Origin of the sequence: Spirosoma sordidisoli (assembly GCF_004138325.1) — a bacterium.
Lineage (GTDB): Bacteria > Bacteroidota > Bacteroidia > Cytophagales > Spirosomataceae > Spirosoma > Spirosoma sordidisoli.
Window position 1 is genome coordinate 352649 of sequence record NZ_SBLB01000005.1, and the last position, 25439, is coordinate 378087.

Annotated in this window: 22 protein-coding genes; 11 read left to right on the forward strand and 11 right to left on the reverse strand. The window is 57.8% G+C overall.

Annotated features, from left to right (window positions below; all coding sequences use genetic code 11):
* Positions 1-11: 11 nt before the first annotated feature.
* Together EQG79_RS19225 and EQG79_RS19230 are read left to right on the forward strand one after the other, a co-directional pair.
* Positions 12-1490: an MBOAT family O-acyltransferase gene (locus EQG79_RS19225; protein ID WP_129603267.1), complete on the forward strand. Its 1479-nt coding sequence runs from the start codon at positions 12-14 to the stop codon at positions 1488-1490.
* Positions 1491-1692: 202 nt separating this feature from the next.
* Entirely contained in the window at positions 1693-2274 is a 582-nt protein-coding gene (locus EQG79_RS19230; protein WP_129603269.1) for a hypothetical protein, read from the forward strand.
* 116 nt (positions 2275-2390) lie between these two features.
* Here EQG79_RS19230 and EQG79_RS19235 read toward each other — a convergent pair whose 3' ends face one another.
* Genes EQG79_RS19235 through EQG79_RS19245 form a run of 3 tightly spaced genes read right to left on the reverse strand, consistent with a single transcriptional unit; the run spans position 2391 to position 9572 of the window.
* On the reverse strand, positions 2391-4871 hold the full coding sequence (locus EQG79_RS19235) for a hypothetical protein (protein WP_129603271.1): 2481 nt from the start codon (positions 4869-4871) through the stop codon (positions 2391-2393).
* A gap of 38 nt (positions 4872-4909) precedes the next feature.
* Positions 4910-6394 (reverse strand): RagB/SusD family nutrient uptake outer membrane protein, encoded by a 1485-nt coding sequence (locus EQG79_RS19240; protein WP_129603274.1) that lies wholly within the window; start codon positions 6392-6394, stop codon positions 4910-4912.
* A gap of 31 nt (positions 6395-6425) precedes the next feature.
* On the reverse strand, positions 6426-9572 hold the full coding sequence (locus EQG79_RS19245; protein ID WP_240699397.1) for a SusC/RagA family TonB-linked outer membrane protein: 3147 nt from the start codon (positions 9570-9572) through the stop codon (positions 6426-6428).
* A gap of 173 nt (positions 9573-9745) precedes the next feature.
* Here EQG79_RS19245 and EQG79_RS19250 point away from each other — a divergent pair, with 173 nt between their 5' ends.
* A complete protein-coding gene (locus tag EQG79_RS19250) occupies positions 9746-11092 on the forward strand; it encodes a hypothetical protein (RefSeq protein WP_129603276.1) in 1347 nt (448 codons plus the stop codon).
* An 8-nt stretch (positions 11093-11100) separates the two neighbouring features.
* Here the strand turns inward: EQG79_RS19250 and EQG79_RS19255 are convergent, their stop codons facing one another.
* Positions 11101-11490 carry a DoxX family protein gene (locus tag EQG79_RS19255; protein WP_077919518.1) on the reverse strand — a complete coding sequence of 130 codons (390 nt, stop codon included), beginning with the start codon at positions 11488-11490 and terminating at the stop codon, positions 11101-11103.
* 605 nt (positions 11491-12095) lie between these two features.
* Positions 12096-13169 (reverse strand): peptide chain release factor 1, encoded by a 1074-nt coding sequence (gene prfA / locus EQG79_RS19260; RefSeq protein ID WP_077919517.1) that lies wholly within the window; start codon positions 13167-13169, stop codon positions 12096-12098.
* 174 nt (positions 13170-13343) lie between these two features.
* Between prfA and EQG79_RS19265 the strand changes: the two genes are divergently transcribed.
* The 4 genes from EQG79_RS19265 (at position 13344) to EQG79_RS19280 (ending at position 17369) form a co-directional block, all read left to right on the forward strand.
* Positions 13344-13934, forward strand: coding sequence for a hypothetical protein (locus tag EQG79_RS19265; protein ID WP_129603278.1), 591 nt, complete (start codon positions 13344-13346; stop codon positions 13932-13934).
* A 279-nt stretch (positions 13935-14213) separates the two neighbouring features.
* Positions 14214-14744 (forward strand): gluconate 2-dehydrogenase subunit 3 family protein, encoded by a 531-nt coding sequence (locus EQG79_RS19270; RefSeq protein WP_240699398.1) that lies wholly within the window; start codon positions 14214-14216, stop codon positions 14742-14744.
* Positions 14745-14757: 13 nt separating this feature from the next.
* On the forward strand, positions 14758-16464 hold the full coding sequence (locus EQG79_RS19275; protein ID WP_129603280.1) for a GMC oxidoreductase: 1707 nt from the start codon (positions 14758-14760) through the stop codon (positions 16462-16464).
* 8 nt (positions 16465-16472) lie between these two features.
* Positions 16473-17369 carry a sugar phosphate isomerase/epimerase family protein gene (locus EQG79_RS19280; RefSeq protein ID WP_129603283.1) on the forward strand — a complete coding sequence of 299 codons (897 nt, stop codon included), beginning with the start codon at positions 16473-16475 and terminating at the stop codon, positions 17367-17369.
* 127 nt (positions 17370-17496) lie between these two features.
* Here the strand turns inward: EQG79_RS19280 and EQG79_RS19285 are convergent, their stop codons facing one another.
* From EQG79_RS19285 to EQG79_RS19310, 6 genes are all read right to left on the reverse strand, one after another.
* Positions 17497-17841, reverse strand: a complete 345-nt coding sequence (locus EQG79_RS19285) for a n-acetylglutamate synthase (protein ID WP_129603285.1) — start codon at positions 17839-17841, stop codon at positions 17497-17499.
* An 11-nt stretch (positions 17842-17852) separates the two neighbouring features.
* Entirely contained in the window at positions 17853-18884 is a 1032-nt protein-coding gene (mnmH, locus tag EQG79_RS19290; protein WP_129603287.1) for a tRNA 2-selenouridine(34) synthase MnmH, read from the reverse strand.
* A 61-nt stretch (positions 18885-18945) separates the two neighbouring features.
* Positions 18946-19329 (reverse strand): hypothetical protein, encoded by a 384-nt coding sequence (locus EQG79_RS19295; RefSeq protein WP_129603289.1) that lies wholly within the window; start codon positions 19327-19329, stop codon positions 18946-18948.
* Positions 19326-19820, reverse strand: coding sequence for an SRPBCC family protein (locus EQG79_RS19300; RefSeq protein ID WP_129603292.1), 495 nt, complete (start codon positions 19818-19820; stop codon positions 19326-19328). Before EQG79_RS19300 ends, EQG79_RS19295 begins: the two co-directional genes overlap by 4 nt.
* A gap of 71 nt (positions 19821-19891) precedes the next feature.
* On the reverse strand, positions 19892-20455 hold the full coding sequence (locus EQG79_RS19305; RefSeq protein ID WP_129603294.1) for a Crp/Fnr family transcriptional regulator: 564 nt from the start codon (positions 20453-20455) through the stop codon (positions 19892-19894).
* Positions 20456-20490: 35 nt separating this feature from the next.
* Positions 20491-21204 (reverse strand): pyridoxine 5'-phosphate synthase, encoded by a 714-nt coding sequence (locus tag EQG79_RS19310; RefSeq protein ID WP_077919510.1) that lies wholly within the window; start codon positions 21202-21204, stop codon positions 20491-20493.
* Between the two features lie 145 nt (positions 21205-21349).
* On the opposite strand from EQG79_RS19310, the gene EQG79_RS19315 reads away from it, so the two are divergent.
* From EQG79_RS19315 to EQG79_RS19330, 4 genes are all read left to right on the forward strand, one after another.
* Positions 21350-21805, forward strand: coding sequence for a GatB/YqeY domain-containing protein (locus tag EQG79_RS19315; protein WP_077919509.1), 456 nt, complete (start codon positions 21350-21352; stop codon positions 21803-21805).
* A 97-nt stretch (positions 21806-21902) separates the two neighbouring features.
* Positions 21903-22433, forward strand: a complete 531-nt coding sequence (locus EQG79_RS19320) for a CvpA family protein (protein WP_170315659.1) — start codon at positions 21903-21905, stop codon at positions 22431-22433.
* A gap of 66 nt (positions 22434-22499) precedes the next feature.
* Positions 22500-23546, forward strand: coding sequence for a 23S rRNA (adenine(2503)-C(2))-methyltransferase RlmN (gene rlmN, locus EQG79_RS19325; RefSeq protein ID WP_077919508.1), 1047 nt, complete (start codon positions 22500-22502; stop codon positions 23544-23546).
* Positions 23547-23997: 451 nt separating this feature from the next.
* Positions 23998-25419 (forward strand): inorganic phosphate transporter, encoded by a 1422-nt coding sequence (locus EQG79_RS19330; RefSeq protein WP_129603296.1) that lies wholly within the window; start codon positions 23998-24000, stop codon positions 25417-25419.
* Positions 25420-25439 lie beyond the last annotated feature (20 nt).

Below are 25439 nucleotides of genomic sequence, written 5' to 3' on the forward strand. Positions count from 1 at the left end.
TTCTTCCTGATATGGTCTTCAACTCCTACACCTTCATTGTATTCTTCGCAATTGTTCTGGGGCTGCATAATCTGCCGCTGGCCTGGCGAACGAAGAAAATTAACCTGCTGCTGGCCAGCTATCTTTTCTACGCCCTCTGGAACCCGCCCTTTATTCTGCTGCTGTGGCTCTCAACGGTAGTCGACTTCTACATGGCCCGCCTGATTGGCGGGGAGGAGCGGCCCCTGCGCCGGAAACTCCTGCTGACGGTTAGCCTCGTGCTGAACCTCGGTATGCTGAGCTACTTCAAATACGGCGGTTTCCTGCTCGAGAACTTTACGGCCCTGCTGTCGGCAATGGGTATTGCGTTTCAGGCCGCCCAGCCCGATATCATTCTGCCGGTCGGCATTTCGTTCTATACCTTCGTCACGCTTTCCTACACGCTCGATGTGTACCGCCGTAAGTTCGCGCCCGAGCCGTCGTTCCTGAACTTTGCGCTGTTCGTTACTTTCTTTCCGCACCTGGTGGCCGGCCCGATTGTACGGCCCGAAGATCTGATTCCGCAGTTCGAAACCCCGCGCCGGGCCACCGCCCAGCAACTAAGCTGGGGGCTGTTTCTGCTGTCGCTGGGGTTGTTCATGAAAGTGACCGTAGCCGATGGTCTGCTGGCCGACACGGCCGATCTGATATTCTCATTGCCGTTTCCGGTACAGACGCTCGATGCCTGGATGGGGGTGCTGGCCTTTTCGTCGCAGATTTTCTGTGACTTCGCGGGCTACTCGACCTGTGCCATCGGGGTGTCGCTCTGTCTGGGGTTCGTATTGCCTGACAACTTTCGGTATCCATACGCGGCCATGGGCTTTCAGGACTTCTGGCGCCGGTGGCACATTACCCTCTCGACCTGGCTCCGCGACTACCTCTACATTCCGCTCGGTGGCAACCGGAAGGGCCCCGTCCGGACGTATGTCAACCTGATGGTGACGATGCTCATAGGCGGACTTTGGCACGGAGCCTCCTGGACGTTTGTAGTCTGGGGCGCCTTACACGGGCTGTTTCTGTGCCTCGAACGACTGATCCGGCAGGGGCTCGCGAACCGGCAGGCCGCCATACCTATGGCCGACGGAGCCGTGATGAGCCGGGCCTCGGTGGTACCGGCTTCGCTGGCCGCGCCCCTGGCCCGCTTCGGACTGGTATTGCTGACGCTCTTTCTGGTCAATATCACCTGGGTCTTTTTTCGCGCGCCAACCTTCGACGGGGCTATGCTGCTCCTGCTGTCTATGTTCGGGGTGATAAGCAACGGGCCGCCCATGCTGACCAACACGGCACTTCTGACGGTCGGCGTTGTAACGGTCGGGCTGGTCGGCTGCCACTGGCTCATGCGGAATACGTCGGTGGCCGAGCAGGCAAAGCGGTTGCCGTGGTGGGTGCTGAGCGCAGGCTGGGCGGGGCTGTCACTGCTGGTGGTGCTGAGCCAGAAAAGCAGCAGTTCGTTCATCTATTTCCAGTTCTGACGGGATCAACGCGCCCGATGCCGATAAGTCAGCGCTGTTCCGTGGGTTAGCTGCCCAGCAGTCTGATCCTGTTCAGTTATCAGGTTGTTGTCGGTCAACAGCGTTTGGTCAAACGCAGCCCGAGCCGGATTTTGTTAGTGATACGCCCGCTGGTTCCAACGTTTCTGACCGGGTAGGGGTCTGTTCCAGTAAAGACCGGGCTATGAGACTCTACAGACTGGTGTGGTGTATGTTGATGGGCGCTATGTCGTGCGGCAAAGACGGCCCTAATCCGGACCTCGGGGCAAACACCCGTGCTTTGCTGAATGATCAGCCGTGGGATGGGCTGGCCACGGCCTGGCAGCCGAACGTTCAGAACGACCCCTGCGCCGTTAACACCTTTACGTTATCCATAACAAGCCGTTATCCCCATCCAAAAGGGGCGCGGGTGCAGGCCCCGGCGTTCTGCGTCGATTGCGGAACCCAGAGCCTGAATTTCAGCCGAATCCCCCGGGCCGTGGGGCAGTATACCTTTGCTCCGGCGCAGCCCTGCTCTTCGGCCGTCGCAGGCCGGGTAAGTGCCAGTTACATAACCTTGATTGGGGGCGATGTGATACAGGATCAGTATCGACCACACGCGACCCAGTCCGGCACGCTGGCCATAACCCGCTATGATACTGTCCTGGCCGAAATTGAAGGGACCTTCGATATTACCCTGGCTCGAGATACGACGCGGCCTGCCAACGCAGACGCGGCCCCGACAGCCCGCTTCCGGAATGGTCGGTTCAAGGTTAAGCTACAGTAGGGTTGACCAGTTTGGCAGCTGACGGGTTGTAGCGTTTCCCGCGTTGATAACGAATCATCGGCCGCGTACCTACAACTGTGTAGTACGCGGCCGATGCGTTGGGGTTAGCAGCTACGCTAGCGGTACTGGAGCAGGGTAGTCGCTTGGCAGGCTTTATCGGCTTTGAACCGGACCCACCGGGCCTGGAAATCGGCCGGGAATTTGTAATCGACGGTTTGGCCGGGCGCCACGGTAAACGACTTGTACGGCATCCAGACCCCCGTGCCGACCGGATCGGCTTCGACCGTGATCGTTACGGGCTGGGTCGCTTTGTGGGAGAGCTGCAGGCTGCGCTGGTCATAAAAACCAATCAGGTACGGATCGGACGCTTCGTCGGCTTTGACGGCGGTGTTTTTCCAGGGGCCACCCTGTCCGGTGGGTTTGCCCAGTTGCCAGAGGTCATCGATGGCCCCCGCCCAGACAGCCGCTTTTTTATCGTCCGAGACGATGATATGCGGATTTTTACCGGCCGCTTTCAGGTCGATGCCCGTCATGACGAGCAGGCCCCGGTACGAGGCATAATCGTTGATGCGCAGGGTATGCGACGCTACCGGCCGCATCTTGGCGTAGCCGTCGGCATTTTCGGCGGGTAGTTCGTAAAAGGTGCCGTGGCAGTTGAGCAGGTCGCGCTCGGTCGATACTTCCCGGCAGATGCGGAGGGCTGCCTGGTTGGTCAGGGGCGTAAAATCTGCATGGCCAAGGGGAAGCCGCCAGCGACGGCCTTTGTCATCGACGATCAGCACGCTCGACTCATCGATCGTTACCACCTGCTTCGGAATGGCGAATTTATCCTTGATCACGTCCAGCACCCCGGCGTCTTCTTTCCGAACGAGCTGCATAGTGGCGTTCAGTTCATAATAGCCGACATCGGTAGCCTGACCGCCCTGGTACGACAGTGCCGCCAGACCCAGCGCCCGCCGGTTGTTGCCCAGACCGTACATCAAACCGCCCGACGTACTGGCGCTGGATACGGAGCTGAGGCCCGAGAACAGGGCCCTGGGGGCGGTGCTGCGGGTATCGGTTGCCGAGTACGTAAACTGCGCCGATAGCGTGGTGGCTTTGTCCGACCGAACCCGAATCCACTCGCCGGGGGCGTCGGTACCAAAGGCGGTGTAGGCCGACTGGCGAGCGCCAACGGCAACGGTTTGGAGGGGTGTCCAGGTACCCTGTCCGGTTTTGTCGACCTCGAAGGTAATCTGTATCGGCTGGGCGCCGGTATTCTGAACCCAGGCCGAGCGGTTGGCCCAGCCTGCAAACAGAAACGGTTCTGACGGTTCGCTGGCCTTAACGGATTCGTTGAGCCAGACAGCGCCTTCGGCCGTTGCGGGGCCGAGCTGATCGGGCAGGGTCAGGGGCGTAAACCAGAGGTTGGAGTTCGACTGGCCAGGGCCTTCGAGGTTGCCTTTGGTCTTCCGCTTGTTGAGGAATTCTTTCTGGGCCGAATCGTCGCAGCCGAACACCAGCTGATCGTTCCAGCGGGCGTAGTCGCCGATGACTTTCAGGTAGGCCGACCGCGGTCTGATACCGGCCGTGCTGGTAGCGCTAAAGGTGCCCGGAAACCGCCAGAACATGCCGTGCATGGTCATCAGGTAATCGGGTTGGGCGGCCGTGCCAACATCGCGGATCCGGGGCCATTCGGTGTTCCAGCCGTGGGCGCCGTCGTAGGCATGGCTAGCTTTGGGAAGGCGGAAAAAACGCCACCCGGCCCGGCTGTCCCGTACGCCCAGCAACACCGATTTATGGTCCCAGCCGGTGGCCCAGATGGGGTCGGTAGCGGGGTTTTTGTTGCCGTAGAGTCCACCGGGGCCCGTCACTTCAACGAACTGATTCCGGCGGACAACGGTCCAGTCTTTGCCGTTCCACTCCGAAAGCGAGCCGGCATCTACGTCGAACTGGGCCAGTGCTTTGGGACCCGGTTCGCCGTTGTTCGAGTAGACCAGCACGCCCTGGCCCGAGTAGGCGCCCTTGCCGTGGGCGCCGGGCAGGAGGCTGTTTTGCAGGTTATTCGACTCGTCCGACTCTTTTTTGGTCTTCAGGTTCCCGTCTTCGTACAGCAGAGTTGGTGTCAGGCTGTTTACGTCTACTTCGTAAAAGCCTTCTTCCATGGTGGCATAGTAAATCTTGTCTTTCGGGTCGGTCAGGTGGCGGGCATTACCGGTATGGCGTCCCGGCATGGCGCTGTAGGGAATAACCCGAACGTGGGCTTTGCTGTCTATGGCGTAGGGGCCAATAAAAAGCTGATTACTCTCGGGATGGATCATCCGGTTGGCGGGGGTTCCGCCGATACTTTCTGACCGGACAATCTGCTTCCGGTCGGGGGTTATTTCGTAGAGTTTGTCCGACGAGCCAAACGGTAGGTGCGGGCCGTAGGTAATTACCCAGAGCCGGCCTGCCCAGGGAACAACGGCTCCCGTTCCACACTCGCCTTCGTTGTTATACATGGCCAGCTGTGGGTAGATGCCGCTGAACGAGGGCTGTTTTTTGGGCTGTGCCAGCGATACGCCGGGGCGCATCAGCAGCCATCCAGCCAGGCAGGCCGAAAGAATGTACTGTTTCATTGAAAAATAAGTTGAGAATGAGCGTTTGATAACGGGACCTACTCCCAGCCCGCGTTCTGAGTCAGCCGGGGGTTGGCCTGGATCTCCTCCAGCGGAATAGGGTAGTAGCGGTGTTTGGGCTGGGGTGTCCGGGTGGGGTAGACGTCGTTTACGGCTTTGGGGATCACGGTCAGGAACGTATTGGTTCGGGTCAGATCAAACCAGCGGTCGGCCTCGGCAAACAACTCCCAGGAGCGCTCCTGCAACACGGCGGCAACGAAGGCGTCCTTGCTCAGACCCGGCGTCAGATCGGGCAGCCCCGCCCGCCGACGAATGGTGTTGATATACCCGTAGGCCAGGGCGGTGGCGCCATTCTGGCGGGCTTCGGCTTCGGCTGCTACCAGGTACACGTCGGCCAGACGAATAATCGGGAAGTTGCAGTTATTGGCTTCGCCGATCGAGTTGGGGTCGCGGTATTTTCGGATCAGCACCCCTTTGGGCGTTACCGGGGTAATATCGCGCTGCGGCACCACTTTGCCCGATACGTCGCGGTAGGTCGTATCCAGCAGCTGCCGCCGTTTGTCGGTGGGCGAAAACGAGTTGAAAAACGACTGGTACGCAAACCAGGAGCCGAACGATACTTTGGCGTAGTCGGGGCCCGAGCTGTTTCGGGGGCCGGCAATACCCATGACGGTGAGCCAGCGGCTGGGGGTTACCCGATCGGCCTCAACGGCCCACATGTTCTCGATCCGGGCTGCGTCTTCCTTGTCTACGTCGAATACGTCCAGTACGTTTGGCAGGAGCGCGTACTTGCCCGAGTTGATGGTGGCCTGCGCCAGTTGCAGGGCTTTGGGCCAGTCTTCGTTGTACAGCGCTACTTTGGCATACAGACCCTGAATGGCTTCTTTGGAGGGCCGCCCTTTGACCAGGCTGGCCGAGTACGATGGCAAGCCGGCAATGGCCTGGTCCAGATCGCTGTAGATCTGCTTGTACACGTCGGCCCGCGGGCTTTTGGTGACGAGGGCTTCGGTTTCGCTGGTGCTGGGGCGGGTTTTTACCGGCACCTCGTTAAAGGTTTTGGTGAGCGTCCAGTGGTAGAGGGCCCGCAGTGCGTAGGCCTCGGCTACGATCTCGGTCCGGCGTTGCGGGTCCATCTGGATGGCGGGCACCCGATCAATAACCCAGTTGGCGTTCTCGATGCCTTTGTAGCTAAACCGCCAGACCCCCTGCGGCCCCTCGGTTTCGTGACGCCCCGAATTGCGCTGAGCCGTGTAATACGGATCATACGAAAACAGGGTGATGGTGTTGCGGCCCACAACGGCACGCGGGTAGGCCTGATCGGCGGCAAAATCCGACACCGCCACGAGCGGAAACCCGTAGAGGTTGATCAGCGAGCCCGCCACCGACGCAATGCCCGCTTCGGCGTCGGAGGCCGTTTTGTAAAAGTTGGTCGTGAAAATGGACGAATACACCGATTCTTCCAGTTTGCTGCACGAGACGGTCAGACCAGACAGGGCCAGCAGCAGCAGAATATGTTTCTTCATGGACAGACGATGAATGAACGGGTGAAAACCTTTAAAATGTGACCTGCAACCCGCCCAGATACGACCTGGCAATGGGGTAGGTACCGTTGTCGATAAACTGGGTGGTGGCGTTACCGAAGTTGTTTACCTCCGGGTCGAAACCTGTATAGTTGGTGAGCGTGAAGACGTTGTTGGCGCTGACGTAGAGCCGAATCTGGCTGACGCCTTTGATCCGGGGCAGCGTGTAGCCAAGCGAGATATTTTTCAGCCGCACAAACGAGGCATCTTCTACGTACCGGTCCGAGATAGGCAGCCGCCCACCCTGAAACCCGCTGGCATATTCGTTACTGGGATTCGTTGCCGACCAGCGGTTGGCCAGACCCGCCAGCACGTTCTGCTGGCCCAGCGCCGTTTCGAAGGTGTACCGGAACAGGTTCATCAGCTTGTTGCCCTGTACGCCCTGCATGAACAGGTTCAGATCAAAACCCCGGTACCGGAACGAGGAGGAGAAGCCGAAAATAGCCTTTGGCTGGGCGTTACCGACAATCAGCTGGTCGGCGGCTGTGATGGTACCGTCGCCGTTGACGTCTTTGACCTTATGACCGCCCACCCGGCCGTCGTAGCCCGGCACGATGGTTTCGCCGGTCTGGCTGATGCCGTCGAACAGGTAGGTGCGGTACAGCCCCATGGGGTAACCAACTTTGAGCAGCGCAAACGCCGAGCGGGGCAGCTCTTCCAGAACCCCGTCGAGGGCCAGTACCTCGTTTTGGTTGAAGGTGACGTTGGCCGATGCATCCCACTGCAGCCCCCGGCCTCCGCCCGGTATAATGCGACCGTTAACCGCCAGCTCCAGCCCTTTATTCTGGATCGACCCGAAGTTACCGGTCAGTGCCGTGTAGCCCGACGACATGGGCAATACCTTCTCGAACAGCAGGTTGTCGGTGCGCTTGTTGTAGTAGTCGGCCACCAGCGACAGGCGGTTGTTGAACAGGCTGACGTCGATGCCGATATCCACCTGGGTCGAGCGTTCCCATTGCAGGTCGGGGTTCGGAATGGCTGTTGGGTTGATGCCGGTAACCGGGTTATGGTTGTAGTTGTAGTTCAGCCCCGAGGCACTGACCGTAGCCAGTGATTTGTAGGGGTCGATGGCGCCGGCGTTGCCGGTAATGCCCCAGCTGCCGCGCAGTTTTAGGTCAGAAATAACCGGCACCGACTTCATGAACGGCTCTTCTACGATGCGCCAGGCCGCGGCAACAGCCGGAAAAAAACCGTACTTGTTGTTCTCCCCGAATTTGCTGGAGCCATCGGCCCGGGCCGTCAGATCGAGGAAGTATTTATCCTTGTAGCCGTAGTTGACCCGGCCCAGATACGAGTCGAGCCGCGATTTGCTTTTGTCGCTGGCGATGCGCTGGGTTACGGCCAGGCCTACGGAGTTGTTGGTGGTAATGTCGTTCGGGAAGTTCTGGGCCGTCTGGTTGTAGCGCTGGTCTACGTTGGCCTGGGTAGCCAGTACGGCAGTAGCGGTCAGGGTATGATCCTGAGCCAGTCGGGTGCGGTACGTAAATATGCTTTCGTGCAGGAGGGTCCGCCCGAAGGAGGTTGTGTTGGATGCGTTGCCGCCCCCCGATGCCAGCTGCGACTGACTCAGCAGCGACAGGGGCGAGTAGAACTCCGCCAGCGTATTGCCCAGGTCGACGTTAAAGCTGGGGCGGTAGGTAAACCCTTTGAATACGGCAACGTCGATGTATACATTGGCCAGAATCCGCTGGGTCGTTTGCCGGTTGATGGGAATGATAAAGTTCAGCGGGTTGGTGACCTCCTGATACTGCCCGTTCATCTGGTCCTGAAACGGGAAAACGCTGCCATCGGGCCGGTACGGGGTTAGCGTCGGTGGGGCAGCCACCGCGGCACCGAGTACACCCGCGCGGCTGCTGGTTACGTCGGAGCCCGTACCGCCCACGTTGACGCCGTTGTTGATCGAATAGCCGTAATACAGGCTGGTGCCGATCCTGATCCGGTCGGTGAGCCGGTGGTCGAGGTTGGAGCGGAACGAATACCGCGTGAAGCTTGAGTTTTTGATGATGCCCTGCTGATCGAAGTAATTCAGCGACAGTGCCAGCTGGGTTTTCTGATTGCCGCCCGTGACCGAAAGCTGATGACTCTGGATGGGCGCCTGCCGGAAGATCAGGTTCTGCCAGTCGGTACCTTCGCCGAGGCTGCCGGGATTGGCGTAGATGGGCCGTTTGTAGACTTCGTTCTCGAGCTGGGCAAACTGCTGCGCGTTCAGTACGTCGAGGGTTTTGTTGACCTGCTGAACGCCCGCGTAGCCATCGTAACTGACCCGCGTAGCGCCATCTTTACCCCGTTTGGTGGTGATCAGCACGACGCCGTTGGCCGCCCGGGCGCCGTAAATGGCCGTCGACGATGCGTCTTTCAGCACCTCGATCGACTCAATATCGTTCGGGTTGATCTGCGAGAGCGGGCTTACGTCGGTAATGCCGCCCGAGTTGGCAATCTGAATCCCGTCAATCACGTAGAGAGGCTCGGAGCTGCCGTTGATGGAGTTGGTACCCCGAATCCTGACGCTGACGTTACCGCCCGGCGCGCCCGAGTTCTGGGTTATCTGCACGCCCGCCACCCGTGCCTGCAAGCCCTGAGCAACGTTGGCCACGGGCGTTTGCAGCAGGTCGGCGGCTTTGACCGAGGCAATGGCACCAGTGGTTTCTATTCTCCGCTGGGTACCGTACCCGACGACTACCACTTCTTCCAGGGCTTTGGTGTCGGGAGCGAGTTGAATGGTAATCGTTGTCTGGCTGCCAACGGCAACTTCCTGGCTCAGATAGCCAACAAAACTGATGACCAGCGTGGCCGCTCCGTCGGGTACTGCCAGCTGAAACATACCTTTGGTGTCGGTTACCGCTCCGCGTTGCGTACCTTTAAGCAGGACACTGACGCCGGGTAGCGTTATCCCTTTTTCGTCGCTGATGGTACCCGTAATAATCCGGTCGTCGGTCTGTTGCCGACGGGTACTGGCTGATTGGGCGGGTTCCCGGGTTAGGCTGGCCTCGATCGGACGGAGCCCGGTTACGAGGTGGGCAGGTTCCCGGGTGGCAGGCGACCCCGCCGGGCGGGCCTGCGCCAGGAGCGGCACCCATAGGCCCAGTGAGACGACGCAGTACAGTACACGTTTTTGTCGCATAATATTCAGATATTTATAAGTTTCGTACTACTTAGGTCGGCTTAGGGGTTGTTTTGAGTACGAGTATGTAAAGGTAAAGTTGCATTATACGAAGAGGATGGGTTGAGCTTACCCATTTTGTTAATCGAAATTATGAACAAGTCAACTCGCTGATAAACAGATAGCTATCCTGTATGATTACGGAAAATGGACAACCCGGAAAAGCCAACGCGTTTGCGTTTCTGGAGGTCTGTTGTCGGCGGGTGAGCGAAACCTACGGCAAACCCAACAGCGAGACCTGGACCAATAGCGATTACGTGACCCTGAGTCATATCCTTTTCAGGCAAACGCACGTACGCATCAGCCCCAATACCCTGAAGCGGATCTTCGGAAAAATCAAAACCGACTCGCGCTATTACCCGCAGAAAGCCACCCGCGACGCCCTGGCGGCCTACATCGGTCATCCGGACTGGGACCATTTTGTCGACGTACAGGACTGGGAAGCCCGGCAGACCAGCCGGCGTTCGGTTGCGCTTATACAACCGGAGACCCCGCCCGAACCGACCAGCAGCCGTATACAGGACGCTGTGCCGACTCGGAAGCCGACGCGCTGGTCGTGGATATGGCTGGCAGGACTAGGTATTCTCGGAAGTGTGCTGGTGCTCTGGCTCGTACGTCCGCAGCCGGCCACTACCGAACCCGCCCGGCTTATCTGCCGGAATCCGCTGGGCGAAAATCCCCATTCGGCGGTTTTTGTGCTTAAGCAGGCGGGGGCTACCGAGTCGGCTACCTATACGGTTTTATTTGGCGACGGCAAGCGCGAGACCCTGAACGCCAGCGACAGCCTGCACACCCACTACTACGAGCGGCCGGGGCGCTACTTCGCCGTTCTACAGCAGGATGGCGTCAACGTCGATACGGCAACTATTTTCCTGAAGACCAAGGGCTGGACAGTAACGGCCAATATGATGCACGACTCCAGCCGGGTATACCCCATCGAGGTCGATGGCCTGTTTACCGGCGGCAAGCGGAGTGTGAGTGCCCTGCAGGCGGCTCATGCCGGCATCGACACGAACCGCACCTTTTTTATGGAGTTTATCAACAGCCACGCCACAGCCATCGACGGCGATAATTTCGAGCTGACTGCCTACGTGAAATCGTCGCCCGACCGGGCGGGGGTTCGCTGCTCGCAGGTAGGCCTTACGGTCTGGGGCGAGTCGTCGCAGCATATCTTTGAAGTAATGAAGCCCGGCTGCGCCCACTGGATCAACATTCAGAATTCCGATATTCTGAAAAACGGACAGCGGGACGATCTGAGCTTTCTGGGCGCCGATTTGCGGTCGGGCGGGCGGCTGACGCTGCGGGTTGTCGGTAAAGAAGCCGTTGTTTTTATCGACAACCGGGAAGTCTACAAAACCCGGTACACCAGGCCATTGCGCCGGATTTACGGTGTCAAGATCCGGTTTGCGGGTATCGGCACGGTCAATTCGCTCTCCCTGAAAGACCTGAAGACGGGCGCCGTATTTGACGGGAATTTTTAGCGGGTTGTTTACTCCCTGTCGGTACTCTTCAGCGCCCACGCAATCAGCACCGGCTGAAAAAAGAGCCTGACAAACCGCTTCCGATCGGTATCCAGACCGAACGCGCTGCGCCGGTTCACATACTGGGAGATGTTACCCGGAAAAACAGCCGCGAAAAAAGCAGCCGCCACCCGGCCTACCGTTTGCTGCTGTTGTTCATTGGCCAGAATCAGGCTCGTGCCGAGGGCTATTTCGGCCAGTCCCGAGTAGATCACCGTATCATCTACGGGCAAAGGCACCCAATCCGGCACCTGCGCGCGGAAATCGGTTCGGGCAAACGTAAGGTGACTGACGCCGGCAAAAACCAGGTTGCTGCCCAGCAAAATCCGGCCAATATGTTTCGCGGTGCTCTTTTTCATGTGAAGTGTCTGGTCGTTCGGTATGGTATTCTCCGGCGCAGAAATCGCCCGGAATACGTTGTACTAGATACTCCGTTCCGGTTCGTTTTGTTTTCGCTGGCGGAGGTCACCGGTATAGGCCGGTACACTTCAAAAATAAACCCGACCAGCTCGCGAGCCGATCGGGTTCGTTTTATGAAATCCGGATTTTTCCCTGGCCCGTCAGGGCCCAAACAGCGCAGCGTCGGTAGCAGACGGTAGCCTCGTTTCGTGTTTCGGGATCATTCATGGCCCGTCAGGGCCGCAACAGCGCAGCGTCGGTAGAGAAAAGCCCTTCGGATGTGAACAGGTGCCGTAGGTACCTAACCTGTTATGTACCTACGGCACATTGTATTTGCTTACCCCGAACGATTGCTACCGACGCTATGCTGTTGTGTACCTGACGGCACATGGCTTTCGATAAAACATAATCATACATGCTACCGATTGCTACCGACGCTGCGCTGTGATGTACCTGACGGCACATCGCTGATCCCGATCTCGAACGAGGCTACCGATTGCTACCGACGCTATGCTGTTTGGGCCCTGACGGGCCATCGCTGATCCCGAATTTACAGAAGAAACCGCTACGCCGTTGCGCCTTCCTTGAGCCGTTCGGCGTTCTCGGCGATGCGGAGCTGTTCGATAAACTCGCCGATGTCGCCATCCATAACGGCGGGCAGGTTATAAACCGTCAGGCCGATGCGGTGATCGGTAACGCGGCTCTGCGGGTAGTTGTAAGTTCGGATTTTGTCGGAGCGGTCGCCACTGCCGACCATCGTTTTGCGCTGCGAAGCAATGGCGTCGTTGTGCTTCTGCAACTCGATCTCGTACAGACGCGACCGCAAAACGGTCAGCGCCTTGTCGAAGTTTTTGAGCTGCGAGCGTTCATCCTGACACTGTACCACCAGCCCCGTTGGGATGTGGGTAAGCCGAACCGCCGAGTAGGTCGTGTTTACCGACTGGCCACCCGCGCCCGACGAACAGAACGTATCCTTGCGGATGTCGTTCATGTTCAGGTCGATATCGACTTCTTCGGCCTCGGGCAGTACGGCCACGCTGGCGGCTGAGGTATGGATACGGCCCTGGGTTTCGGTAGCCGGTACGCGCTGCACCCGATGAACACCCGACTCGAACTTGAGCTTACCGTACACGTCTTCGCCTTCGATCTCGACAATGATCTCTTTATAACCACCCGACGTTCCTTCGGTGAAGTCGACGAGCGTCATTTTCCAGCCCATCTTCTCGCAGAAACGCTGGTACATCCGGAAAATATCGCCGGCAAAGATGGCCGCTTCGTCGCCCCCGGTACCGCCCCGAACCTCCAGAATCACGTTTTTGCTATCGTTCGGATCTTTCGGAATCAGCATCTCCTTCAGCAGTTCTTCCAGCGGCTCCCGGCGCGGCAGCAGTTCGTCCAGCTCGGCTTTGGCCAGCTCCCGGAACTCTTCGTCTTTCTCGGTGGCAACGATTTGCTTGGCGTTGTCGATCTCTTCGAGCAGCTGGGTGTAGGCCCGGTACTGCGTCACGATTTTTTCGAGGTCTTTATATTCTTTGCTCAGCTTCATGAAGCGCTTCTGGTCCGAAACGACTTCGGGCTGCACAATTTGCTGAGCTACTTCATTGAAGCGTTCGCTGATGGCTTCTAACTGATCGAGCATATTGATTGATTGTTGTCCTAACCAGGATCACAAAAGCAAGGCAGGGGTTGCCAGGCTGTAACCAGAGGATGACAGATAAAATATGGACAAAAATACGAAAATTCCGGCGTATGGCCTTGGCTGCAACCGTTGACCTATCGAACGTGTTATAACTCTATAAACCAGCGTAACCCCATGAACGTCCCTCATTTACTTACCAGCCTATTTTTGTTGAGTAGCCTGTCTGCCTGCGATCCCGAACGGGTGAAGTACACAAACGAGCTGAAGCAGGAAATGGCCGACAAGAAAATAAAGCGCATTACGAATGCCGATATGGTTGAAACAGTCAATGTGTTTGGCGAACGAATCAGTACCGTTGTGCAGAAAGAGCTGGCTACCGAACTTCAGAAAGCTACCCAGCCTGCCGCTCGGGCCAGCCTCTGCCAGCTGACCAACCTGCCGCGCACCCGGGCCATCGAAGAGCGGTACGGCGTTACGATCAGCCTGCTCAGCGCGGCCGATGTGCAGAACAAACGACTGAACCCCAAAGAGCGCGAAGTGCTGGACGCTTACCTCTACAATGCCGAGCAGAAGCTGCCCCAGATCTCGAATATCCAGAAAGTTGCCGATACGCTCTTCATCTACAACGCGGCCGTACCGACGGAGAACATAATCTGCCAAACCTGTTTCGGTGGTCAGAAGACACCCCTCGCCGTCTGGCGGATCGCTTTCCCGAAGCGCGAAGTGATCAGACGGTCCAGCGCCACGGTGAAGAAAAAACGATAACACCAGTACGCTCCACTCGCTGCTTTGTCAGCCTGGCTCCGCGGATACGCTTGCCAACGCCGTTTACCACGCCACTGGCAAGCGCATCCGCGAACTGCCCATCACACCCGATAAGCTGGTGTAGACCTGTTTTTCGGCACCGGGATCGGTGTTGGCGGCCCGGGATGAGTCGGTGCCGCCGGAACCAGTTTGACGGGGTGCCGGGCCGATAAGTAGGCCTGTAAGATAGACTACTTTGTACAACACGGCAAAGCTCCCTACCCTTGCCGATGGCGTTGTATGGAAAGACGAGTTGCACTCCGGCACATGGCGCTGGCCACCGGTGGTTTGCTGGTATTACCTGCCTGGGCCAACGCCTGGACACCCGCTGCGGTGCAGACCGCGCAGCCGCTACTGCCCCCGCTGCAGGCAGCTGTTCTGACCGGGTTTGTCGATACGCTCATTCCCGCTTCCGATACGCCCGGTGCCAAAGATCTGGGGGTTTCTGACTTCGTGCAGAAAATGGTCGCCGACTGTTACGAGCCAGCGGTGCAACAAAGTCTGAGCGCCGGTCTGGATGCCCTCGAAAGCGCTGCCCGGGCCACCTACAGCCGCTCGTTTCAGGACTGCGACACCAGCCAGCGAACAGCCCTGCTGACGGCCGTTGAGCAATCGACCGAGCCGGACCGCCATGCGTTTTTTGTGCTGGTCAAGAACCTGGCCGTTCAGGGATATACCACCTCCGAGTACGTCATGACGAAATTTCTGAACTACACCATGATACCGGGTCACTACTACGGCTGCGTACCGGCCCCCGTCGCTATCCGATAACCGTTGATCAACCATGGCAAATTTTGCGATTGATGCTACCCCGGCCATGACCTATGACGCCATTGTCATCGGCTCTGGAATCAGTGGAGGCTGGGCGGCCAAGGAACTGACCGGCAAAGGCCTGAAAACGCTGGTGCTGGAACGGGGTCGGGATGTGAAACACGTGACCGACTACCCAACCGCCAACCTGAATCCCTGGGAGCTCGAACACCGCGGTCAGCTGCCGCTGGCGGTGCGGGCTCAGTACGGTAACATTCGCTCGTTCATGCGGGAAGATACCGTCCACTGGGCCATCAAACCCGACGAGCAACCCTTTGTTGAGGAGCAGCCGTTTACCTGGACCCGCGGCTACCACGTGGGGGGCAAATCGCTGCTGTGGGCCCGGCAAACCCAGCGCTGGAGCGACTTCGACTTCGAGGGACCCGCCCGTGATGGATTCGCCGTCGACTGGCCCATCCGCTACGCCGATCTGGCCCCCTGGTACAGCTACGTAGAGAAGTTTGCGGGGATCTCCGGCAACAAAGATGGTCTGCCCAACCTGCCCGACGGTGAGTTCTTGCCGCCTATCGAGCTAAACTGCGTAGAAACGCATTTGCAGGGAACCATTGCGCAGCACTATAAAGACCGCCAGCTGATTCAGGGCCGATGCGCGCACATTACCAAACCACAGCCGATCCATACCGCCCAGGGGCGGGCGCAGTGTCAGCACCGGACTTTATGCGTGCGGGGCTGTCCGTTCGGAGGCTATTTCAGCAGCAATGCGTCGACCTTGCCGTGGGCCGAACGCACCGGAAAGATGACCCTCCGGCCCCATTCGGTCGTACACTCGATCATCTACGACGAAAAGAAAGGCCGTGCGTCGGGCGTGCGGGTGGTTGATGCCAATACGCTGCAGATGATGGAGTTCTACGCCAACATTATCTTCGTCAACGGCTCGGCCCTGAACAGCAACCTGATTCTGCTGAACTCCATTTCGACCCGGTTCCCGAACGGACTGGGTAACGACAGCGGCCTGCTCGGGAAATACATTGCCTGGCATAACTACCGGGGCAAGATCTCGGCCCAGTACGACGGCTTCCCCGATAAAACCACCGACGGCAAGAACCCCAGTAACGGCTACATTCCCCGCTTCCGGAACCTCTATAAGCAGGAAATGGATTTTCTGCGGGGCTACGCTACGGGCGTTGGCGGGGGGCGCAACCTGAGCCAGAACCAGGAAGGCATGGGCCTGGCTCTCAAAGAACGGCTGCTGAACCCGAAGCTGGGCCCGTGGCACATCAGCGGCTGGATGCAGGGCGAAACCGTGCCGCTCGAGAAAAACCACGTCCGGCTCGACCCCACCCGGACCGACAAATACGGTATTCCGCAGCTGATTACGGCGGCTGGCTGGTCAGAGAACGACGACAAAATGGTGGTCGATTTTATGACGCAGATGACCGAGATGTTTACCCTGGCCGGGTTCAAGAACATCAAAGCCGTTGACACCCACTCGAACCCGGGGGCCGACATTCACGAGATGGGCGGTGTTCGTATGGGCAAAGACCCGAAAACATCGCTCCTCAACAAGTGGAATCAGCTGCATCACTGTAAGAACGTGTTCGTTACCGACGGCGCCTGCATGACCTCCACCTCGACCCAGAACCCATCGCTGACCTATATGGCGTTTACGGCGCGGGCGGCTAATTATGCCGTTGATCAACTTAAAAAGAAAAACCTGTAACCGTTTTTATGCTTTACAAAACCACACGTCGGCTGTTCGCAACCGCGGCCCTGTTGCTCGGCCTGAACGGGCTCGGCCTGAATGGGCTCGGCCTGACCAGCGCACTGGCCCAGTCGGGTAAGGCCCTGTACACCTTTCCGCTGGGGCTCCAGACCTATACCTACCGCAACCAGTTTCCGAAAGATGTAGTCGGTACGCTGGACCTGATCAAGTCGCTCGGCTTTAAAGAAATAGAAGGCGGGCCACCGAAAGGCATGTCGGCCGAGGAGTTTAAGAAGCTGCTCGACGAACGGGGCATCAAAGTAACCTCGACCGGGGCCAATTACGACCTGATCGTTAAAGAACCCGAAGAGGTGGTGAAACGGGCCAAAGCGCTGGGCGCGTCGTTCGTTATGGTCGCCTGGATTCCGCACGAGAAGGGCAACTTTACGCTGGTAAACGCGCAGAAAGCCGTTCAGGACTTCAACCGGGTGGGTAAGATCCTGGCCGATAACGGGCTGACCTTCTGCTACCACAACCACGGCTACGAGTTTCAGCCGTATCAGGACGGTACGCTCTTCGACTATATCGTGAAAAACACCGACCCCAAGTATGTTTCGTTCGAGATGGACCTCCTGTGGGCCACCCACGGCGGGGCCGATCCGGTACAGCTACTGACCAAATACGGTAGTCGCTGGAAACTCATGCACCTCAAAGACCTCAAGAAAGGGATCAAAGGCGACCTGACCGGCGGCACCCCGCCCGAAAACGACGTGGTACTGGGCGAAGGCCAGGTCGATATGCCCAAGGTGCTGAAGCTGGCCAAAAAAGTTGGCATCCGGCATTACTACATCGAAGATGAGAGCAACCAGGAAGATAAGCAGGTGCCGCTGAGCATCGCTTATCTGAAAAACCTGAGCGAGTAAAACGCAACTGTTCGTTTACAGTAGATGGTGTCTTACGGAGTAGCCCGCCTGGGTTGCTCCGTATTTGTTATGGCCCCTGTATAGATCGTTGCCGGAAGAGGGAGTTGCCGGTCTGGCCCGCCAACGATCAGTCCGCTATTTCTTCGATAACCGACTCGCCGGTCGCGTGGGTCCCGCTGGTCCACTGCCAGCGTTCGCTGAGCCGCAGCCGCCCGTCGGGGAGCTGATAAGGGGTCGATTCGCAGTGGCCCGTCATCAGTTCGTTCTGGTTGTTCACGTGCTGGTACGTAAACCGCAGCGAGCCATCGGGTCCAACGAGGCCCGTCAGCGTACCGAACCGGATCGACCCGCCCTGGTAGGTAGCCCAGACAAGATTATCCTGCTGGAAATACTGAAATACGGTCTCGCCCGAAACCTCGCCAGTGGGGGAGTTCGACACGCTGCGAAACCGTCGGTTGTGGTAGTTGATCATGAACGGGTCGGTTAACGGGCCTGGGTGTTGGCCCAGTCGATGAGTTCCCGGGCGGTCTGCGCCGGATCGTTGGCCAGCACCTGAACGGTATGGATCGTAGCGGGGTCGCGGTGAGAAAGCCCGTGCAGATACGCCTTGTCGTAATAATCGAGCGTCAGGTCGGCCACGGTGGCGTAGTCGTACCGGGCCAGGGCGTCGAGGGCGTCTTTGGTCACTTTGCCGCCGAGCCGTTTGCGGATGCGTTCGGTGGCTTCGATCAGCAGGGCATGGTCGATACCGGTATATTCCTGCACCAGCCGCTCGATCCGGACCGGCTTGGGTACGTCGACGAAGGCAACCGGGGCCAGCCGCATCTGCTGCCACAGCGCCATAGGAACAAAGCAGGTGCCTACGTTCCGGCTTTCGTCTTCGAGCCAGATGCGGGCGCTGGGGTCGAGCCGTCGCCAGTCGTTGTGAATCAGGTTTTCGAACTGCTCCGACGAGGGCTGGGGCAGCTGCCCGATAGCGCCGTACGACGATCCTTTATGATGGGCGAGGCCTTCCAGGTCGATGATCTGTTCACCCTGCCGGGCCAGTTCTTTCAGGATGTCGGTTTTGCCGCTGCCGGTTTTACCACCCAGGATGATCAGCTGGCGCGGCTGGGCCAGGTCGGTGAATACGGCGTTTCGGTAGGCTTTATAGCCGCCAGCCAGAGTATCCGGGCTGAGGCCAGCGGTTTGCAGCAGCCAGGCAAACGAGCCGCTGCGCATGCCGCCCCGCCAGCAGTGAACCAGTACGTTGCCGCCGTGACTGTTGGTCAGCTTACGGGATTGTTTGACGAATCCGGCCAGTTTAGGACCGACCAGTTCCAGCCCGAGCAGTACCGCATGGTCTTTCCCGGCCTGTTTGTAGCGGGTGCCTACGCGGGCCCGCTCGTCGTTGTCAAAAAGCGGGATATTGACCGCCCCCGGAATGTGGGCCTGGGCAAACTCGCCCGGCGACCGCACATCGATCACGGGCAGGGTCCGGGCCTGTTCTAAAAACGCATCGACAGAAAGCTGCATGATGTAGCATAAACCCCAACGGCTGGCTATGGTTCCCGACCGCTGCCCGGCGCGCCGGGGTTTAGCGACTGAATAACCACCCCCACGGAATAGCAAAGGGCAGAACCACCACCCAGACCAGAAAAAAAGCAGCCATCGCTTTTGGATAGGGTTGTGAAGTCAGGTATGCCGGCAAAGCCACAACCAGCAGCCATGAGGTTTTGTAGATGAGCTGAAAGAGAAGAACCAGACTCATCGATTGCGGAAAGAAAAGTCCCAGCGCCGACAGGACGAAAATACCGCCCCACAAAGCGCCTACCAGCCGGATGGCCTCGGAATAGGCGATGCTATTGCTGAAGACGGTAACCTGTGCAACGCGCGGCATGAACAGACTTGTCAGGCTGATCCAGCCTGCTACCAGCGTATTGGCCGCGTATATGACCTTCATCAGAGCAAGGCTGTTCATAAAGACTGATCAGGTTGTTGTTCGGCCCTCGTTTGAATTGTTTGCATAACAGTCGGCAACAGCGCCCGGTAGGCTCGGCCGGATACCCGGCCGAACAGGTGTTTTGTTACGCCGGTGAACCATACTTCGTGGGTAAACGCGGTCTGGCCGTTCTGCACGTTCAGAAGCCGCTTCACGTATAAAGCACCGAGCGGTAGTTTTGTCCGAAACGTGTATGATTTTCCTTCGATCACTTCGGTGAGAATAAATTTGGATCGGGGGCCACGGTCCGGTGTTAAAACACCAGTGGTGCCCACTGCGAAGGGTCCGTTGAGCGTGGCAGCTTTTAGCCCTTTGTCCCAGCTTTGCCAGTTTGGCACATCGGTCCAGATATGCCAGACGGCCTGCGGTGAAGCCGAGGTACTAACCGTGTGGCTGAAATGCGTATCGGTAGACTGGGCCAGCGCCTGAGTCGCTGCGAGCATCAGCCATAGCAGGATGGAGTAAGACATAGCGGTAGAGTTTTTGGCAAAACTCTACCACGGCGGCCCGGCAACCTTTCACCTATGTTAAATTCAGTACGTCACCGAATGTTTTTTCGGATACGACTCAGCGAGGGCTGCGCAATGCCTAGATAAGATGCCAGATGTTTCAGCGGCACCCGCTGTACAAGGTGGGGCCGTTCGACCAGTAGTTGCTGGTAGCGCCGTTCGGCGGTTTCGGTCTGCAGCGCTTCCAGTATAGCTTCTGTATAGTGCTGCACCTCCTGAATGAGCAACCTGATAAACGTGCTCCAGGCATCCAGCCTCAATAGCCGGTTAGCGTCATCATACGTCATGAGCCAGACAACGCTGTTTTCGAGAGCCTCAATACTTTCCCGGGCGGGTTGTTGCGATGTAAAGCTTTTCTGCGATGTAAAGACGTAAGGCACATCGGTAAAGTATTTGGTGATGTCGTTGCCGTCTTTCAGGATAAAGAACCGCAATAACCCGCTCTCCAGAAAATACAGATGGCGGCAAATACGCCCTTCCGTAAGGATAATGTGGCCTTTGGCCACATCCTGCCTGACCAGACACGGCTCAATGGATTGCCAGTCGCTCTCGCTGAGCGGGGTATAGCCGGTAATAAACTGACGGAGCGGATGCATGGGCTGACGGAGCAAAACAGCAACAGACCCGGCCGCTACTCCAGGCACCGTCTGTAGAGCTGGATGGTGTTTTCGAGGCCGAAATAAAGCGCGTCGCAGATCAGGGCGTGACCGATCGAGACTTCGAGCAGAGCCGGTACCCGTTCGGCAAAGAAACGCAGGTTGTCGAGGCTCAGGTCGTGGCCAGCGTTCAGTCCTAGTCCTGCTTCCTGCGCTCGCCGGGCCGCCCGGACAAAAGGCGCAACGGCGGCTTCGCGATCGGCCGCGTAGTGCGTAGCGTAAGGTTCGGTATAGAGCTCGATCCGGTCGGTTCCTACGGCTTTGGCTCCGTCGACCATCCGCTCGTCGGCATCGACAAAGATCGACACCCGAATGCCGTCGGCTTTAAAGGTATCGATCAGCTGCCGCAGGTGATCGGCATGGCGAATGGTATCCCAGCCCGCGTTGGAGGTGATGGCATCGGGGGCGTCGGGGACGAGAGTAACCTGTGCCGGTTTAACCCGTTTCACGAGTTCGATAAACCGCTGGTCGGGGTTGCCTTCAATGTTAAATTCGGTAGTAACGACCTCGTGCAGATCGAGCACGTCCTGGTAGCGGATATGCCGCTCATCGGGGCGGGGGTGTACCGTGATTCCCTGCGCGCCAAACCGTTCGCAGTCGAGGGCCACCTGTACCAGGTTCGGATTCGTACCGCCCCGCGCATTGCGGATCGTCGCGATTTTATTGATGTTGACAGAGAGACGAGTCATTTTTTTGAATTAGCGATGGAGCGAATGAGTAATTGAATGAATGGCTCTGCTGGTTTCGTAACTTTGCGGCCAGGCTGAAGGTTCAGCGATTGCTGAAAGGTCTGAATCACCCATTCACTGATTCACTCAATCACTCCATACGATTATGTCTCTCAAACAACAAATTGACGCCGATATCAAGCAGGCCATGCTGGCCAAGGATCAGGACAAACTGCGGGCCCTGCGCGCGGTGAAATCGATGATTCTGCTCGAGGAAACCAAAGAAGGCGGCACCGGCGAGCTGAAGCCGGACGATGAAACCCGGATTCTGACCAAGGCCGTGAAGCAGCGCAAAGACTCGGCCGATATTTACCGGCAGCAGAACCGCGCCGATCTGCTGGCCGTAGAAGAAGTTGAAATTGCGGTCATTGAACAGTACCTGCCCAAGCAACTCTCCGACAGCGAGCTGAAAGAAACGATTCAGGCTATCATGACCCGGCTGGGAGCTTCGGTACCGTCCGATATGGGTAAGGTCATGGGGGTGGCTACCAAAGAACTGGCTGGTCAGGCCGACGGCAAAGCCATTTCGGCTCTGGTTCGTACCCTGCTGGCAGGCGGGTAAGAGCCGGGTGTCAGGAGTCGGGTTGTAGGGTACGTAGCCTGACGCCCGGCTCCTGACTCGTTACGCCAGCCCTGCGCACGTTTTGCCCCACGCCCCTATGTCTGCTCTCGATCTGTTCATGATTATACCCCTGGCCTGGGGCGCGTTCAACGGCTACCGCAAAGGCCTCCTGGTTGAGATCGTTGCGGTCATTGCGTTTATTGTGGCCATGATTGTAGGGTTCAAGTTCCTGGCCTTCGGAATCGATCTGCTGAGCCCGTACATCAGCCGCGAGCTGGCCCGTAAACTGCTTCCCTGGCTGGGGTTCTCGGTCATTTTTTTTCCGACCATATTTCTGGTCAACCAGATGGGCTTCGCGCTTCGGCGGTCGCTTAAGTACACCATTCTCGGCACGTTCGATAGTGTGGCCGGTGCGGCCGTCGGTCTTTTTACGTGGTTGTTTGGAATTAGTGTGATTCTGTGGTTGTTAAGCTATATGGGCGTCAAAATGCCCGCAAAACATACCCAGAATGCCTTCCTGTATCCGTACGTAGTGCCCGTTGCTCCTAAAATCATGGACAGGGCCGCCGTTTGGGTACCGAAAGGAGTAGAAGCGGGAAAGACGTTTAGTGAGCGATTGAGTAATTAATGGACTGAGTCCGGCCGATGGCGGGAATCGACCCACAACGAATTCGCTCGATCACTCAGATAGCTTATGAAACAAGACATCCGTAAGACCAGCCCGGCTCAGCTGAAAGAGTGGCTCGTGCAACAGGGCGAGCAGGGCTTCAGGGCGAAACAGATACACGAGTGGCTCTGGAAAAAGTCGGCGCAGTCGTTCGAACAGATGACGAACCTGTCGATATCGACGCGGGAACTGCTCAACACCCACTACGAAATAAGGCCGCTCACGGTCGACCAGCAGCAGCGCAGTAACGACGGCACGATCAAGTCGTCGTTTCGGCTGTTTGACGGAAATCTGGTAGAGGGGGTGCTGATTCCGGCCTTACGCACTGATGACATGGACAGGATGACGGCCTGCGTATCGAGCCAGGTGGGCTGTTCGCTGACGTGTAAGTTCTGCGCCACGGGCTACATGGATCGCAAACGTAACCTCGATGCGGCTGAGATCTACGACCAGGTGGTGGCCATTGACCGGCAGGCTAAAGACGCCTATAATTCGCCCCTGACCAACATCGTCTACATGGGTATGGGCGAGCCGCTGCTGAACTACAAAAACGTGCTGGAGTCGGTAGACCGGATTACCTCGCCCGACGGCCTGGGTATGTCACCGAAGCGCATTACGGTATCGACGGCGGGTATCGCCAAGATGATCCGGCAACTGGGCGACGACCAGGTGAAGTTCAACCTGGCGCTGTCGCTGCACGCGGCCAACGACCAGAAGCGCGATACCATCATGCCCATCAATGAGAGCAACACGCTTCAGGCCCTGGGCGATGCGCTGGGCTACTTCTACAAAAAGACCGGCACCCGGATCACGTTCGAATACATCCTTTTCTACAATTTCAACGACACCCTGCAGGATGCGCAGGAGCTTTGGAAGTTCACCAAGCGCGTACCGGCTAAGGTCAATATCATCGAATACAACCCCATCGCCGAAGCTAATTTCAAGAATACCGATCCGCAGACGCTGGACCGGTTTGCGGGCTACCTCGAAGACAAAGGCGTAACGGTCAACGTCCGTCGTAGCCGTGGCAAAGATATCGATGCCGCCTGCGGCCAGCTGGCCGGCAAATCGTAACGTAGAGACGCGATGGCCGAAAGGGTGGGTTTCCTACCGGGCTGTCTATTGCTGACGCATGGGAGGGGCTGACGCATGGGAGACGCAAGGGGTTGCGTCTCTACAATCAGATGCGTAGAGACGCAACCCCTTGCGTCTCACACGCGTCAGCCCCTTACACGCGTCAGCAATAAAACCCCAACTAATCGACTCCGCCTACTCGCTAACGACAGCCCGTCGTAGCCAGTGGGCGGAGTCAGTTAGTAGGCTGGTTTTATAATTATTGCGAATGATAGCTGACGCGTAGGGTTGTTGACGCATGAGATGGCTGATGCGCATGAGACGCAAGGGCCGGGCGGTTGCGTCTCTACTTAACAATTTGGTAATATGGCTTCGCTGTGTTTAGCTTACTTTTGTGGCAATCATTGGCTTACGATCTGGTCGTGGGCCTGTCACTGAAGATTCCCTCTCCATGTTTGGATTAGAAACGGATGTTTTTATCCTCCTGTTTATCAGCTTATTTGCTGCCTGTGCTTTTGAGTTTGTCAACGGCTTCCACGATACCGCCAATGCGGTAGCTACCGTTATCTATACCAATTCCCTGAAACCAACCGTTGCCGTAGTCTGGTCGGGTATCTGCAATTTTGCGGGGGTACTGCTGGGCGGCATTGGGGTGGCCATGGGTATCGTCAATCTGCTGCCGGTCGAACTGCTGGTCGACCAGAACGTGTACCATAGCGTGGCCATGGTGCTGGCGTTACTGCTGAGTGCTATCGTCTGGAACCTGGGCACCTGGTACTTCGGTTTGCCCAGCTCCAGTTCCCACACCCTGATCGGTTCGATCCTGGGCGTCGGGCTGGCCTTCTCAACCATGCCCGACAACAACGCAGGATCGGCGGTCAACTGGGAAAAAGCCGTCGAAACGGGCGAAGCGCTCCTGCTGTCGCCCCTGCTGGGTTTCAGCCTGGTTATTATTCTGATGTTCCTCATCCGGCGGATAGTGCCCGAAGAAACCAAAGATCAGCTCTTCAAGGAACCCAAGAAGAATACTCCTCCTCCATCGTGGATTCGGGGTATTCTGATCGTTACCTGCTCGCTGGTCAGTTTCTTCCACGGCAGCAACGACGGTCAGAAGGGTGTTGGCCTGATCATGCTCATTCTGATCGGTATTGTACCCTTTCAGTTTGCGGTAAAGCCGGATCTTGACCCGCGCCTGCTGCAGCCTAATATCGAACGGATCGAGCAGACCATTGCGGCCCTTGACTCGAACCAGCTGGCGCCCATCAACCGTGCCCGCCTGGCCCGTACCCGCACCGAGCTGACCGAGCTAAAAACAATGGTCAATACCGATAGCGTCACGAACGGCATCCCCCAGCAGAAACGGCTCGACGTTCGGCGGGATCTGTTGCTGATCAACAGCAACATGAACAAAATTGCCGAAGATGAAGGGGCCAACCTGAGTGCCAATCAGCTGGCCACCCTGAAAGAAAATCTAGGCGAAAAAAACGGGCTGCGCCGGTTCACCGACTACGCCCCGTTGTGGGTTATCCTGATGATTGCGCTCTCGCTGGGGCTGGGAACGATGATCGGCTGGCGCCGGATCGTGGTAACGGTAGGCGAGAAGATTGGGAAACAGCACCTGACCTACGCCCAGGGCGCTTCGGCCGAGCTGACGGCTGCGTTCATGATCGGACTGGCCTCGTGGCTTAAGCTGCCCGTCAGTACAACCCACGTGCTGTCGTCGGGGATTGCCGGTAGTATGGTGGCCAACAAAGGGATAAAAAACCTGCAGGCGGGTACGGTTCGTAACATAGCCCTGGCCTGGGTACTGACGCTGCCCGTATCGGTGCTGCTTTCGTTTACCCTCTACATCTTCTTCCGCTGGCTTCTGTAACGGTACCCTGAGTACCGGAT